Consider the following 13391-nt stretch of genomic DNA (forward strand, 5'->3'; position numbering starts at 1 on the left):
CCTATGTCACTGCAAACCCAAGACATTATCCGGCGCTCCGGCACCAACTCCCTTACGCCGCCGCCACAGGATCGTAACTACCAGCAAGAGGTGGCCAAGCTTATCGACGTCACCACCTGTATCGGTTGTAAAGCCTGTCAGGTGGCGTGTTCGGAGTGGAATGATATCCGTGATGAAGTCGGTCATAACGTCGGGGTGTACGATAACCCCGCCGATTTGACCGCCAAGTCATGGACGGTAATGCGTTTTTCTGAAGTTGAAGACGAAGAGAGCGGCAAGCTGGAGTGGCTGATCCGTAAGGATGGCTGCATGCATTGTGCTGATCCGGGCTGCTTGAAAGCCTGTCCGTCAGAAGGCGCTATCATTCAGTATGCGAATGGTATTGTCGACTTCCAGTCAGAGCACTGTATCGGTTGTGGTTACTGCATCGCCGGTTGCCCGTTTGATGTCCCGCGCATGAACAAAGACGACAACCGGGTGTACAAATGTACTCTGTGCGTCGATCGCGTCGGTGTGGGTCAGGAACCTGCCTGTGTGAAAACCTGCCCGACCGGGGCGATTCACTTTGGTACTAAAGAAGCGATGAAAGAGGTGGCCGCAGGCCGGGTTAGCGAACTGAAAACGCGCGGCTTTGATAACGCCGGGTTATATGACCCAGCGGGTGTTGGGGGAACCCATGTGATGTATGTGCTGCATCATGCGGATAAACCTCAGCTTTATCATGGCTTACCGGAGAACCCGACCATCAGCCCGACGATCACCTTCTGGAAAGGCATCTGGAAACCACTGGCCGCAATTGGCTTTGCCGCGACCTTTGCCGCCAGTATCTTCCACTACGTGGGTGTCGGCCCTAACCGGGTTGAAGAAGAGGACGAAGACGATAAACCGGATTCCGCGCCTTCCGATACCGCAGCCAAGGCTCCTGAGCCTACCACCGCTGAACACTCAGACGACGGGGAGACGCGGAAATGAAAAAAGAAAAGCGTATCCAGCGCTACAGTGCGCCGGAGCGAATCAACCACTGGATAGTGGCTTTTTGTTTTATATTAGCTGCCATCAGTGGTCTGGGGTTCTTCTTCCCATCATTTAACTGGTTGATGAATATTTTTGGTACGCCACAGTTGGCGCGCATCCTTCACCCCTTCGCCGGGGTGATTATGTTCGCAGCCTTCCTCATCATGTTTTTCCGTTACTGGAAACATAACCTGATCAACAAGGAAGACCTGGAGTGGGCTAAAAATATCCATAAAATTGCCATGAATGAGGAAGTGGGTGACACGGGGCGCTATAATTTTGGCCAGAAATGCGTATTCTGGGCTGCTATTATCAGCCTGGTGTTATTGCTGGCCAGTGGCGTGGTAATTTGGCGGCCTTATTTTGCGCCCTCTTTCCCGATCCCACTGATTCGTCTGGCGCTGCTGGTGCATTCGTTGGCCGCAGTAGGATTGATTATCGTGATTATGGTGCATATTTATGCCGCCTTGTGGGTGAAAGGCACCATTACCGCGATGGTAGAAGGTTGGGTACCCGCAGCATGGGCTAAAAAGCACCATCCGCGTTGGTATCGCGAGGTCAATGCCAAACGGCAGCTTCAGAACAAACAGGAAGAGAAACCCTGATGAGTATTCGCATTGTCCCTAAAGATCAATTAGGTAAACAGAGCGAAAAAGGTACAACGGCGGGGAATATCCCGCCGTTACTTTTCGCGAATTTAAAAAGCCTGTATACCCGGCGAACCGAACGTTTACAGCAGTTAGCGCTGGATAACCCGTTAGCGGATTATCTGGATTTTGCTGCCAAAATTACCCAAGCGCAGCAAAAAGCACTGCATGACCACCCGCTGGTGTTGGATATGCAGGCTGAGTTGGCACAATCTGCGGCCAGCGGTAAACCGCCGCTAGATTTGAGTGTTTTTCCGCGCACCGATCACTGGCGCAAGCTACTATCAGCATTGATTGCCGAATTACGCCATGATGCCCCCGATCATATCGTGGCGGTGCTGGATAATCTGGATAAGTCGTCAGTACATGAGCTGGAATTGTACGCAGACGCACTGTTAAATCGCGAATTTGCCGATGTTGGCAGCGAAAAAGCGCCCTTTATCTGGGCTGCGCTATCCTTGTATTGGGCGCAGATGGCGAGCCAAATTCCGGGTAAAGCGCGGGCCGAATATGGTGAACATCGCCAATTCTGCCCGGTGTGCGGCAGTATTCCGGTATCCAGTGTGGTACATATCGGCACGCAAAACGGTTTACGTTATTTGCACTGCAACTTGTGTGAAAGTGAGTGGCATGTGGTGCGGATTAAATGCAGTAATTGCGAGCAGACCCGTGATTTGAACTACTGGTCGCTGGACAGCGAATTAGCCGCGGTGAAAGCGGAAAGTTGTGGCGATTGCGGCACTTACCTGAAAATCTTATATCAGGAAAAAGACCCGATGGTGGAAGCGGTGGCAGACGATTTAGCCTCACTGATTCTTGATGCTAAGATGGAAGGCGAAGGGTTTGCCCGTAGCAGTATTAACCCCTTTTTGTTTCCTGGGGAATAACTTTTCCTTATTACCCCTGATTTGAGTGGCTATGAGCGCAGAACCCCATCATCTTTACAGTCAGTTACCCGCCATAGACAGCTTGCTGCGAGCGCCAGAAATGGCCCCTTTGCTGGATGAATATGGCGCAGCCTTGTTAACTGAAAACCTGCGTTTGATGCAGGCTGAAGCCCGTGAATATATCCGCCAATTCCATACGTTGGCTGATTGGTGTGCGGACTGGCCTGCGGCTTTACGTCAGCGGCTGAACCAACGTCAACCCGCATTAAAACCCGTCTTTAACCTCTCCGGCACCGTTTTACACACCAATCTAGGGCGAGCACCTTTAGCGGAATCCGCTATTGCTGCGGTAACTGATGCCATGCGCGGCGCGGTTACCCTCGAATACTCCCTGAGTGGTGCAGGTCGTGGCCATCGTGATCGCGCGGTAGCCGATTTACTCTGCGAACTGACTGGCGCGGAAGATGCCTGCATCGTTAATAATAATGCTGCTGCGGTATTTTTGCTGCTGACTGTCATGGCTGCCGGCAAGCAGGTGGTGGTTTCCCGGGGTGAACTGGTGGAGATTGGCGGCGCTTTTCGTGTCCCGGATGTGATGCGTCAGGCCGGTTGTGAGCTGGTTGAAGTCGGTACCACCAACCGAACTCATCTGAAAGATTACCGTCAGGCCATTAGCGAACACACTGGTTTGCTGATGAAAGTGCATACCAGCAATTACAGTATTGAGGGCTTTACGGCCTCGGTGGCGGAGCAGCAACTGGCTGCGTTGGGGCATGAATTTGCGATTCCGACCGCAACAGATCTGGGCAGTGGTTCGCTGGTGGATATGACCCGCTACGGCTTACCGGCGGAACCGATGCCGCAGCAGTTAATTGCAGCGGGCGTCGATTTGGTGACTTTTTCAGGGGATAAGCTGCTCGGCGGCCCTCAGGCAGGGATCATTCTCGGTAAAAAACAGTGGATTGATCAATTGCAGCAACATCCGCTCAAGCGGGTGCTTCGGGCCGATAAAATGACACTGGCTGCACTGGATGCGACCTTGCGCCTCTATCAGCAGCCCGATCGTTTGACCGAATTGTTACCGACAATGCGGCTGCTGACGCGTCCGGCGCAAGATATTGCCGAGAGTGCGCAGCGGGTGCTGGCCGCCCTTAATGACAGCTATGGCGCTGAGTTTACACTGGCGGTAGAGCCATGCTGGTCGCAGATAGGCAGTGGCTCATTACCTGTAGACCGGTTACCCAGTTGGGCAGTAACATTTACCCCTAAAGAGGGACGTGGAAGCGCTCTGGAAGCACTCACAAGGCGTTGGCGTGGATTGGCTAAACCCATCATTGGCCGCGTGGCCGATGGGCGTGTATGGTTAGATTTGCGCTGTTTGGAGGATGAGGCAGCGTTGCTCAGGGAGTTGGCACCATGATTATTGCAACCGCGGGTCATGTCGATCACGGTAAAACCACGCTGTTACAGGCACTTACCGGGGTTAATGCAGACCGCTTACCGGAAGAAAAGCAGCGCGGGATGACTATTGATTTGGGTTATGCCTACTGGCCGCAATCAGATGGCAGCATTATTGGGTTTATTGATGTCCCCGGACATGAGAAATTTCTTGCCAATATGTTGGCTGGCGTCGGTGGTATCGACCATGCTTTGCTGGTGGTGGCCTGTGATGATGGCGTGATGGCACAAACCCGCGAGCATCTGGCCGTCCTGCGGCTGACGGGCCGCCCGACATTGACGGTGGCGCTGACTAAATCCGATAAAGTGGATGACGAGCGTCTTGCGCAAGTACGCCAGCAAGTGATGGCTGAGTTGTTAGCCCAAGGCTGGGAAATCGAGCAAGTTACTCTGTTTGTCACTGCGGCTACGGCCGATCTGGGCATCAGTGAATTGCGCGAGCATCTGACGCAATGCCAGCAGCAAGATGAAAATAGTCACCGGTTATCACGGCGGTTTCGTCTGGCTATTGACCGCGCATTCAGTGTGAAAGGCGCGGGGTTAGTGGTCACGGGGACGGCGTTAGCGGGCAAAGTGGCGGTGGGGGATACCTTATGGCTCACGGGCAGCAATTGCCCTGTGCGGGTGCGAGGTATACACGCTCAAAACCAGGATACCCAGCACGCGCAGGCTGGTCAGCGCATTGCCCTGAATATCTCCGGTGATACTAGCAAACAACAGGTCAATCGTGGTGACTGGCTATTAGCCCAACAGCCACCGGAATTCGTTGATAAAGTGCTGGTCGTCGTCGATGCAGATGAACCCATACAGCACTGGCAACCGCTGCATTTGCATCATGCCGCCAGCCATATTACCGGGCGCTTTTCATTGCTTAGCCCCCCTCAACCGGAGGGCTGCCAATCCCAATTGATACTGGCTGAGCTACTGCTGGATAGCCCCTTGTGGTTGGCTGAGAATGATCGGCTGATTCTGCGGGATATTGCCGCGAAAAAGACATTGGGTGGGGCGCGTGTTATTCATCTGGCGGTGCCAAAACGGGGGAAACGGCAACCGGCATTTTTGGCGTGGTTAACCGCGTTAGCGCAAGCGAAGAGCGATCCTGAGGTGCTGGCGTTGCATTTGGCACAAGGGCCGATTTCTTTGCGTCAGTTTAGTTGGGCACGTCAGCTTAATGTGCAAGATATGGCAACATTGCTGGCTGCTACTGATTGTGTGGTAGCCGGTGATATTGCTCTGTCTAGCCCCCATGCTCAGCAAGCACAACAAACCTTATTGCATGTTTTATGTCTCTACCATCAACAGCATAGTGATCAGTTAGGATTAGGGCGGGCGCGGTTGCGCCGCATGGCGCTGCCGACACTGGACGAAGGGCTGGTATTCCGTTTGGTCGATAACCTGGTGGCGCAGGGTGCGTTAAAAAATACCCGAGGCTGGTTGCATCTGCCCGATCATGGATTGGGATTCACCGAACAAGAACAAACACGATGGCAACAAGTTACCCCTTATTTTGCCGACGATCCGTGGTGGGTGCGTGATTTGGCCGTGGAATTGGCCGTGGATGAAAGTGAGATGCGCAGTTTGTTACGTAAAGCGGCACAACTGGGCCACATCACGGCAATTGTTCCCGACCGCTACTATCTGAGCCAACGTATTGAACAGTTTGCTGATTTGATTCGTGAATTGGATGTCAGTCAAGGCAGTGCCAGTGCAGCAGATTTTCGCGATCGGCTGGGTATTGGCCGCAAGCTGGCGATTCAAATCCTGGAATTCTTTGACCGCAGTGGGTTTACTCGCCGTCGGGGAAATGACCATTTGTTGCGTGACAGTGGGCTATTTCTTAATACATCTCCTAATGTGTAATTCGGTTAAAATACATCTAAAGTGATGTAACGTGGTCAAATTACATCTCATAAGGTGTATTTTGATTTTTTTACATCATATCCGATGTTTAATCCCTAAAATACATTGTTGGCTATAGATACATCAAAAGACATGTAGCTGGGGGATGATATGAAATCGCTGTTAGATGTGGCCGAGCAGATAAAAGAAATTCGCCAACAGAAACAATTTACACAGTCTGATATGCGTCTTATCAATGGCATGACGCAACAGCAAGTTTCCAAGTTTGAGAAAGGGGGGGATATTCACCTTTCTACTTTTCTGCGGATATTGGCCGGTTTCGATCTGGAAATGCTGCTGCTCACCCGGGAACAGGCGCAGGATATACGTTTGACTATGGGGACAGAACGCGTGGTCAATAAGGAAGATATCACGCTCAATGATGATCCCTGGACACAGAAATATAAAGATCTGGAGGACTAGCCGATGTCGCAACAGCTTGAGAGTGTCGAAGGGCTGGCGCTTTATCTGGGGGAAATCCGTGTGGGTGTTGTGGTGCACTATACCGGCGGTCGGAATGCTCTATCGTTCGATCCTGATTATATCGCGATGCCGGATACACAGCGACCGACCTTTACCTTAACTCAGCAGATTGATCACGGTTACCTGCAAAGGACGCAGATTAATAAACAAAAGCTACCTCCGGTACTGTCGAACTTATTACCTGAAGGGGCGTTGCGGCAGATGATGGTTGGGCAATTAAAAATTCATGAGGATAATGAATTTCCGTTGTTGGCGCGAGCTGGCGGTAATCTCGCCGGTGCATTGATAACCCGCCCATTGATGAAGGGAGATATCCCCCTATGGGCACTTTCCGCGCATGATAAAATAGAATCAATACAAATAGATACGAATAATATTGCGGATAAGTGCACCTTGCCCGGCTATTAAGGCCCATTTAGACGATGCGATTATTATTGCGCGTCAAACATGGCCTGAAATGTTGGCCTCTTTGCCCATGAATGAGGCTCATAAGCACGTATTACGAAATCATTGGGCGCAATTACACACTGATTTTAGGCTATAAATTCGCTGGAGGGTCTATCCCTCCCAGCGCTTAATAAACTACTCCGCAGTAACCGCCTCCGGCTGACGGCGAATAAAAATTATCACCAAGCCCAGCCACAGCAAGCCGCTGATGAGATTGAACAGATTGAAAATACCGCTGTTTCCCCACAGATAGGCGACTTTGGCCAGTTCGATGCCAAGGGTGAAGACCATCATACTGATCATCCCCATCGCTGCGGATACGGTTCCTTTACTGACATCACTGGAAAACAGCGTCAGCCGCACCAGACCGGCATTCGCCAGACCAATACCAAAGGCATAGAGGCTTAACCCGGCGGTCATCCACAGGTAGGCATGTGAGGAATACAGCGTTGAACCTGCTGCTGTCATCAGGCCAACAATCATCGGGCCTGCGCCATAGCGGATGAGCTGTGGAATACCGGTTTTACCACTCAGCCGCGCCAGTGTCAGGTTACCTATGATAAGCGCGCCGAAAATCGGCACCTGCAAAATACCATATTCAAAAGTAGAGAGCTGCTCGCCGCTGATCAAAATAACCGGTGACTGAGCAATCCACGCCAGTAATGGCAGGCTGGCAAAGCCCAATGCCAGAGCGCCACACAGGAAACGGCGGTTGGCGAGCACGAGCTTATAATCACGCCACATATGGGCAACTGACAGTTTTTCCCCTTTCAGGGCGGCGGTTTCTGGCATCGCACGCCACAGGCCGACGAATGAAATCGCACCCAGCGCGGCAAACAGCACAAACATGGCCTGCCACGGCGCAACATGGATCATCGCTGCCCCGGCTAAAGGCCCAAGTAATGGGGCAATTAATGCCACATTTGCCATCAGCGCGGTAATTTTAATACATACCGCTTCTTCAAACGATTCTTGAATGGTGGCGTAACCCACCGCACCAATAAAGCACAAGCCGATGCCTTGCAGGAAACGCATGACCATAAATTGTTCGATGGTATTGACCAGCAAGATAGCCAGGCATGTCACCACAAAGAATGCCACGCCAACCAACATCACCGGGCGGCGTCCACGGCGGTCCGACAGCGGGCCGAGCAGCCATTGCAAGAACATGCCACCTGCCAGATAAGCAGTCATGGAGGTCGGAACCCACTCAATACTGGCATTAAAATCGGCGACTACCGCCAGCATACCGGGCTGAATCATATCGTTGGCGATATAGGCGGCGAATTCGAACAGCACCAGACAAAGAGGGAATAAAAGCGCCCGCCGACCTAAACGTGTCGCGGGTGAGAATGAAGTTTGCATAGGTTAAGTTATTAATAATAAATAATAAAAAACTGGAGGCGCTCAGGCAGGATGTACAGTCAGAGCGCATTAGGACGGCTATTTTGCCGCTGATACTAAAGTATAGCAACAGTTTGCTGACGAATTGATGCTGTTTCATTTACTTTGGGTATAAGTCGAATTTACGTTATTGTTTGCAACCTGATTATTGGTTCCATAAATGGATTGCCGTTTTTAAGCCCACAGACAGGTGATAGAGAGTATGCATGACCAATAAGATTGGCTGGATTGATAATTTGCGGGCAGTGGCTTGCATTATGGTCGTGATGATTCATGCCACGACCTATTATGTCACTAGCGGGGCGCAGGTGGGGGAGGTTAACTGGGATATTGCCAATTTGCTGAATTCGGCTTCCCGTGCCTGTGTACCCTTGTTTTTTATGATCTCCGGCTATCTGTTTTTTGGTGAAAAAAGCGCACAGCAAAAGCATTTTACCCGCATCGGGCTGTGCCTGCTGTTTTACAGCGTGATAGCACTTATCTATATTTCGACCCTAACCCCGATCAACGGTTGGGCATCGTTAAAAAATATCCTGCAAAAACCGGTGTTTTATCATTTGTGGTTTTTCTACGCCATTATCGTGGTTTACCTGGTTTCACCGCTGATTAACGTCAAACCGGTATCGGGCCGCTATCTGGCGGTGGTGGTGTTGCTACTGGCTGTGGTGGCGAACCCGCAAACCAGTAAACAATCATTAGATGGTTTCAACTTGCTCCCCGTGAATCTCTATATCTACGGCGATACCTTCTATTACCTGTTGTACGCGCTGTTGGGGCGGGCAGTTGGTATGCTCGAAACCCAGGGGCGGGCCATCAGTTGGGGAGCCGCCTTGCTGTTTATCGTTAGTGTGATATTTATTGCCATATCAACCGAAAAGCAGACGCGAATTAATGGCAGTTTTGCTGATACATTCTATATGTACTGTGGCCCACTGGTGTTTGTGGCAGCCGTATCGCTGCTGGTGTGGTTCAAGAACTGCCTGAATCAGCCTGTTGCCTGGCTCAGTTGGCTCGCCGGACATTCTTTGGCGATTTACGGTTTCCATGCGCTGATTATTCACTTTATCCGCACCCATAATTACGATTTCACCGCTTACCCGGTACTGGATATTTTTTATGTCTTTGCCTTAGCACTAGTGCTAAGCACTTTATTGTCTATGGGATTGCAACGCATCGACCGGCGGCGTCTGGTCAGTTAATTTATCAGTCAAACCACGCTGTGGCGTTCATGGTTAAGAATCTGAATCGCTCTCAGCGCTGGGATATTTGATAGTATCCCTGGCGCTGAGAATGGTGATAAACAGCAAACCATGTTCCTTGTTGTCATCACACCAAATCAGTGCTAACTCTCCTAGTTACTTTGGCACAAATGGTTGGAACATTTGAAGGCCTTTCCCGCACCGTGTGGGTTTCAAAACAGGCTTTTGTTAAGAAAAATAAGCTCTATCGCAATTTGAAAGGCTCAAAAAATCCGCACGGCGCGGAAAAATTATTAGGAACGTGGGAGAAGTTTTCTGCTGGGGTACTAAAGGCGAGCAGATAGCCAACCATGCTTTACATAGCTTGGTTGAATGCATCGAATTCTCGTGATTTTGGGATATCTTAAAAGTTCAAGCCCAAACCCTGTAGGCTTTTATAAGATTGCTTTATCTGGTTTTCTTTTCATTTAGTGAAAAAGAATTACATCTCGATTTGCTATAATCCACAACATCTCACTCTAACCCGTTATTTATCGCACGTCAGATCAACTTGGTGCTTATTTTATACCCCAGATCGTTGGGTAAAAAATGTAGCGCCTCTGGGCCAGCATCGCGTAATTCATTGATACTTTTAAAACCCATCATTTTTAATGCGGGTTCCATTTCGTTTTTTAGGATTTCAATTGAACGCAATACCCCTTTCTCTCCGCCAGCACCTAGCCCATAGATATATGCTCGGCCAAGAGAGACACAGTTAGCCCCTAATGCGATTGCTTTTATAATATCACTGCCGCGTCGTATTCCTCCGTCAAATATTATTTCGATCTGATCCCCAAGAGCATTTTTTATTTCCGGCAGTCTTCTAATTGTTGATGAGGCAGGGTCTAACTGACGTCCGCCATGATTGGAAACAACAATGGCATCAGCACCTGCGTCAGCCGCTAACTGGGCATCCTGAGCAGACAGAATACCTTTCACGACCAGTTTCCCTTTCCATTGTTCGCGGAACCAACGTATATCATCCTAGGTCAGGGTTGGATCGATTTCACGCCCGAGTTTAACCGATTGCTCCATGATCCAGGAGCCAAGTTTTTCATATTTATCAACCTGATGTACTTTTGGCACGCCATGAGCAATAGCGCCTACAGACCAGAATGGATGACTCAACATGGAAAGGATCATTTTAGCTGAGGGGACAGGGCTGGCACGAAACCCATTGCGCTCATCTCTCTCGCGCACAGGAGTGTAGGGGGTATCAATCGTTATAAATATGGTGTCGATACCAATTTTTTTACAACGCTCCAGCATGTCCAGCGTCAATTCACGGTGTTTGAAAATATACAATTGTGAATAAAGAGGGCCTTTTCTTACACTGGCAACATCTTCCATTGAGCATATTGAAAATGTTGAAAGGCATTGAGGTATCCCCATTTTGTCCGCAGCATGGCTGGCCTCAATCTCCCCATCTTTATAGTACATGCCTGCGAAACCAACAGGCCCCAACATCACAGGGAGTTTATGAGTATTACCCAGAAGGTGAACAGATAAATCGACATCGGTAATACCAGAAAGAACACGTTGCTTCAATTCCCACAATGCAAAATCGTCCACGTTACTTTTTAATGTTGATTCACTATTTGCACCACCAATAAGATAATCATAAAAAATAGATGGCACATTTGATTTGGCTATTTTTCTTAAATCATCAATATTCCAAGCATTATTTATATTCATAAAATACTCCTAGCTAAATTTGGTTTTCTGCAAATGAAGTGATACTTTTTTATACACATATCTTTTAATGGCGCGAGCTATCCTTTAATCAGGAACGGATTCGTAAGGTTTCAAGAACAGTGCGTATTTACAATCATCTTGCCGAAACAAAATATTTCATCATGATGATAAATATGGATAAATAAACCTGATATTAAGTTTTTACCTATTGTTTTGTATGTGTATTTGATAGGGAAATAAACTGTTTCAATTAATTATTTAATAACAAATGCTTACATAGTGTTTTTAATATTCGCTTTGGTAAAAATGAAGAAAACCCACTAAATTTATGGGGTTAAGTCTGGCTGGACAGGGCTTGTGTTTAAAGTGTTGGCACTTGAGGTACGAGAATTTTGTTGCAGCAGAGATATGCTTTGTCAGGGCATCAACTTATACCTGTCATACTTGTATGTTACGGAAAAATTAAATTAGCTACCTGCATCACAACATGAACACAAAAGATAAATGTACTGATATTCGCATTTGCCGGTCAATTTTTCATCGCCTTAGCGAGTATCAGCCAGGCAACCTGGTATCGACATCAATCGCACTCTCAGGAGAGGGAATGATCAACAAAAGTATGGCTTCCCAAAAACGGTGGAATCGGCGGACGACTGCTGCGGTTTCGGTAGAAAAGTAGAGTTGTGAATCACTCTGGGTACGACCAGCAAGAGAAAATAGACATTGCATTGCATGATCAATCCATTATTACCGGTTAAATTTTGTCGCAACACTCAGTGCAACGCCACCTAACAGGGCCGCGACGATATAAGTAAACTGCATTCCGGCCGTTATGTCAGCTGCGGTTGCCCACTGAATATCATGAGTTGCTGAAGCGAATGCAAAAATTGCTCCCATTACTGAGGCTCCGGTAATCAGCCCAAGATTACGCGAAAGGTTCAGCATACCTGCGGCTACTCCACGGTTTTCGGCCTCTACAGATTTAATAACTTGCGTATTATTTGCTGCCTGGAAGATAGCATAACCCGCAGTAATCAGGCAGACCGGGGCGACATAGCCGAAAACTCCCTGTATTGGCGATATCATCGACAACACGGTAGCACCGGCGGTAATCCCCGCCAACCCCACAGTCACCATCGTTTGGGCACCTAATCTATCCACAAGATAGCCCGCAGGAACGCCGCCCAAAGCCGCTATCATCGGGCCGATAGACATGGCTAACCCTATGCCTTCCGTGCTCAAACCCAGCGCGTGTAAAAGATAAAATGGCCCTACTACTAACGTTGCCATCATGATGGTCGTGACTAATGCGCTCGTGATCAGGCCAGTGCGCAGACTGACATGCCGTAGCATTGCCGGTTGAATGAGTGGAAATTCAACCTTCTGTTCTAACAGGACAAATACCCCGGCACCAATTACCGAACCCAGCAACAGCCCCCCATTGAGAACACCAAATGTACCTTGCCCCAGAGTCATGGAGAGCGCATATAGCGTCAACGTCAGGCCCAAAAGCAGTATCCCGACGGGATCAAAACCGCTGTGGTGCGGGCGAGATGGGGGCGCGGTATCTGGCAGATAGCGTGACAGCAGCAGCAATGCCAATAATCCAAAAGGAATATTTATCAGGAACATCGCTGGCCAGCCAAATCCACCAATCAGCATCCCGCCAAGGGATGGCCCCAGTGCAGTCCCTATGGCCGATATCGTGCCGAGCATCCCCATAGTGCGCCCTGTTTTCTCCTTACTGATAACCTCGCCTACCAGTGCTAGCGTAGCGGTCATCATTACGGCGGCCCCTAATCCTTGTAGAACGCGGGCGCTAATCAATACCGTCATGGTGGGGGCCAGCGCGCAACCCAGAGAGGCCACGATGAATAACCCGATCCCCCCTTTTAACAACCGGCGCTTATCGATGATATCGCCTAAGCGACCTACGGTGATAGCCGATGTGGTGATGGCAAGTAAATAGGCTAAAACCACCCATTGAGCGTCTTGAAATGAGGCATTAAAAACCTGTGTTAACGTGGGTAGCCCCACATTTGCAATGCTGGTGGCTAAAGAAGAAAGCAGCATCGGCAGTGAAAGGCTGACAACCACTTTTCTTAACGAGACATTCTCCGCAACACCTAACTCGGTGCTTTTCGTATTGATATTCATTGGCGAGTTCGCTCCTGAAAGACCTGCTCAGGAGACTATTGCATCGCATAACCAAGCGGAAG

General features: G+C 49.4%; 10 protein-coding genes and 1 pseudogene. 8 read left to right on the forward strand and 3 right to left on the reverse strand.

The window, feature by feature from the left end:
* The first annotated feature begins 3 nt into the window (after positions 1 to 3).
* From fdxH to AT01_RS12630, 7 genes are all read left to right on the forward strand, one after another.
* Complete coding sequence (gene fdxH, locus AT01_RS12600) at positions 4 to 972, forward strand: formate dehydrogenase subunit beta (protein WP_042547393.1); 969 nt, start codon at positions 4 to 6, stop codon at positions 970 to 972.
* Positions 969 to 1619, forward strand: a complete 651-nt coding sequence (fdoI, locus tag AT01_RS12605) for a formate dehydrogenase cytochrome b556 subunit (protein WP_042547394.1) — start codon at positions 969 to 971, stop codon at positions 1617 to 1619. Before fdxH ends, fdoI begins: the two co-directional genes overlap by 4 nt.
* Positions 1619 to 2548, forward strand: a complete 930-nt coding sequence (gene fdhE / locus AT01_RS12610) for a formate dehydrogenase accessory protein FdhE (RefSeq protein ID WP_042547395.1) — start codon at positions 1619 to 1621, stop codon at positions 2546 to 2548. The genes fdoI and fdhE overlap by 1 nt, the downstream gene beginning before the upstream one ends.
* A gap of 31 nt (positions 2549 to 2579) precedes the next feature.
* The gene (gene selA, locus AT01_RS12615) at positions 2580 to 3968 is read left to right on the forward strand and encodes an L-seryl-tRNA(Sec) selenium transferase (protein WP_042547396.1); all 1389 of its coding nucleotides are present in this window, start codon (positions 2580 to 2582) and stop codon (positions 3966 to 3968) included.
* Positions 3965 to 5866 (forward strand): selenocysteine-specific translation elongation factor, encoded by a 1902-nt coding sequence (gene selB / locus AT01_RS12620; RefSeq protein ID WP_042547397.1) that lies wholly within the window; start codon positions 3965 to 3967, stop codon positions 5864 to 5866. The genes selA and selB overlap by 4 nt, the downstream gene beginning before the upstream one ends.
* 150 nt (positions 5867 to 6016) lie before the next feature.
* Entirely contained in the window at positions 6017 to 6328 is a 312-nt protein-coding gene (locus AT01_RS12625) for a helix-turn-helix domain-containing protein (RefSeq protein WP_042547398.1), read from the forward strand.
* A gap of 3 nt (positions 6329 to 6331) precedes the next feature.
* Positions 6332 to 6796, forward strand: a complete 465-nt coding sequence (locus AT01_RS12630; protein ID WP_235427137.1) for a HipA N-terminal domain-containing protein — start codon at positions 6332 to 6334, stop codon at positions 6794 to 6796.
* A gap of 174 nt (positions 6797 to 6970) precedes the next feature.
* On the opposite strand, the gene AT01_RS12635 is transcribed toward AT01_RS12630, so the two are convergent.
* A complete protein-coding gene (locus AT01_RS12635; protein WP_042547399.1) occupies positions 6971 to 8200 on the reverse strand; it encodes an MFS transporter in 1230 nt (409 codons plus the stop codon).
* 245 nt (positions 8201 to 8445) lie between these two features.
* Between AT01_RS12635 and AT01_RS12640 the strand changes: the two genes are divergently transcribed.
* Positions 8446 to 9438 carry an acyltransferase gene (locus tag AT01_RS12640; protein WP_042547400.1) on the forward strand — a complete coding sequence of 331 codons (993 nt, stop codon included), beginning with the start codon at positions 8446 to 8448 and terminating at the stop codon, positions 9436 to 9438.
* 540 nt (positions 9439 to 9978) lie between these two features.
* On the opposite strand, the pseudogene AT01_RS22290 reads toward AT01_RS12640, so the two are convergent.
* Positions 9979 to 11172: pseudogene (locus AT01_RS22290) on the reverse strand (alpha-hydroxy acid oxidase).
* Positions 11173 to 11919: 747 nt separating this feature from the next.
* Positions 11920 to 13329 carry an MFS transporter gene (locus AT01_RS12650; protein WP_042547401.1) on the reverse strand — a complete coding sequence of 470 codons (1410 nt, stop codon included), beginning with the start codon at positions 13327 to 13329 and terminating at the stop codon, positions 11920 to 11922.
* Positions 13330 to 13391 lie beyond the last annotated feature (62 nt).

This window comes from Yersinia aldovae 670-83, from assembly GCF_000834395.1.
Lineage (GTDB): Bacteria > Pseudomonadota > Gammaproteobacteria > Enterobacterales > Enterobacteriaceae > Yersinia > Yersinia aldovae.

Coding starts and splice junctions, on each gene's coding strand:
- fdhE (WP_042547395.1), top strand. CDS start 1,619: ATGAGTATTCGCATTGTCCCTAAAGATCAATTAGGTAAACAGAGCGAA.
- fdxH (WP_042547393.1), top strand. CDS start 4: ATGTCACTGCAAACCCAAGACATTATCCGGCGCTCCGGCACCAACTCC.
- AT01_RS12650 (WP_042547401.1), bottom strand. CDS start 13,329: ATGAATATCAATACGAAAAGCACCGAGTTAGGTGTTGCGGAGAATGTC.
- selB (WP_042547397.1), top strand. CDS start 3,965: ATGATTATTGCAACCGCGGGTCATGTCGATCACGGTAAAACCACGCTG.
- AT01_RS12630 (WP_235427137.1), top strand. CDS start 6,332: ATGTCGCAACAGCTTGAGAGTGTCGAAGGGCTGGCGCTTTATCTGGGG.
- fdoI (WP_042547394.1), top strand. CDS start 969: ATGAAAAAAGAAAAGCGTATCCAGCGCTACAGTGCGCCGGAGCGAATC.
- selA (WP_042547396.1), top strand. CDS start 2,580: ATGAGCGCAGAACCCCATCATCTTTACAGTCAGTTACCCGCCATAGAC.
- AT01_RS12640 (WP_042547400.1), top strand. CDS start 8,446: ATGACCAATAAGATTGGCTGGATTGATAATTTGCGGGCAGTGGCTTGC.
- AT01_RS12625 (WP_042547398.1), top strand. CDS start 6,017: ATGAAATCGCTGTTAGATGTGGCCGAGCAGATAAAAGAAATTCGCCAA.
- AT01_RS12635 (WP_042547399.1), bottom strand. CDS start 8,200: ATGCAAACTTCATTCTCACCCGCGACACGTTTAGGTCGGCGGGCGCTT.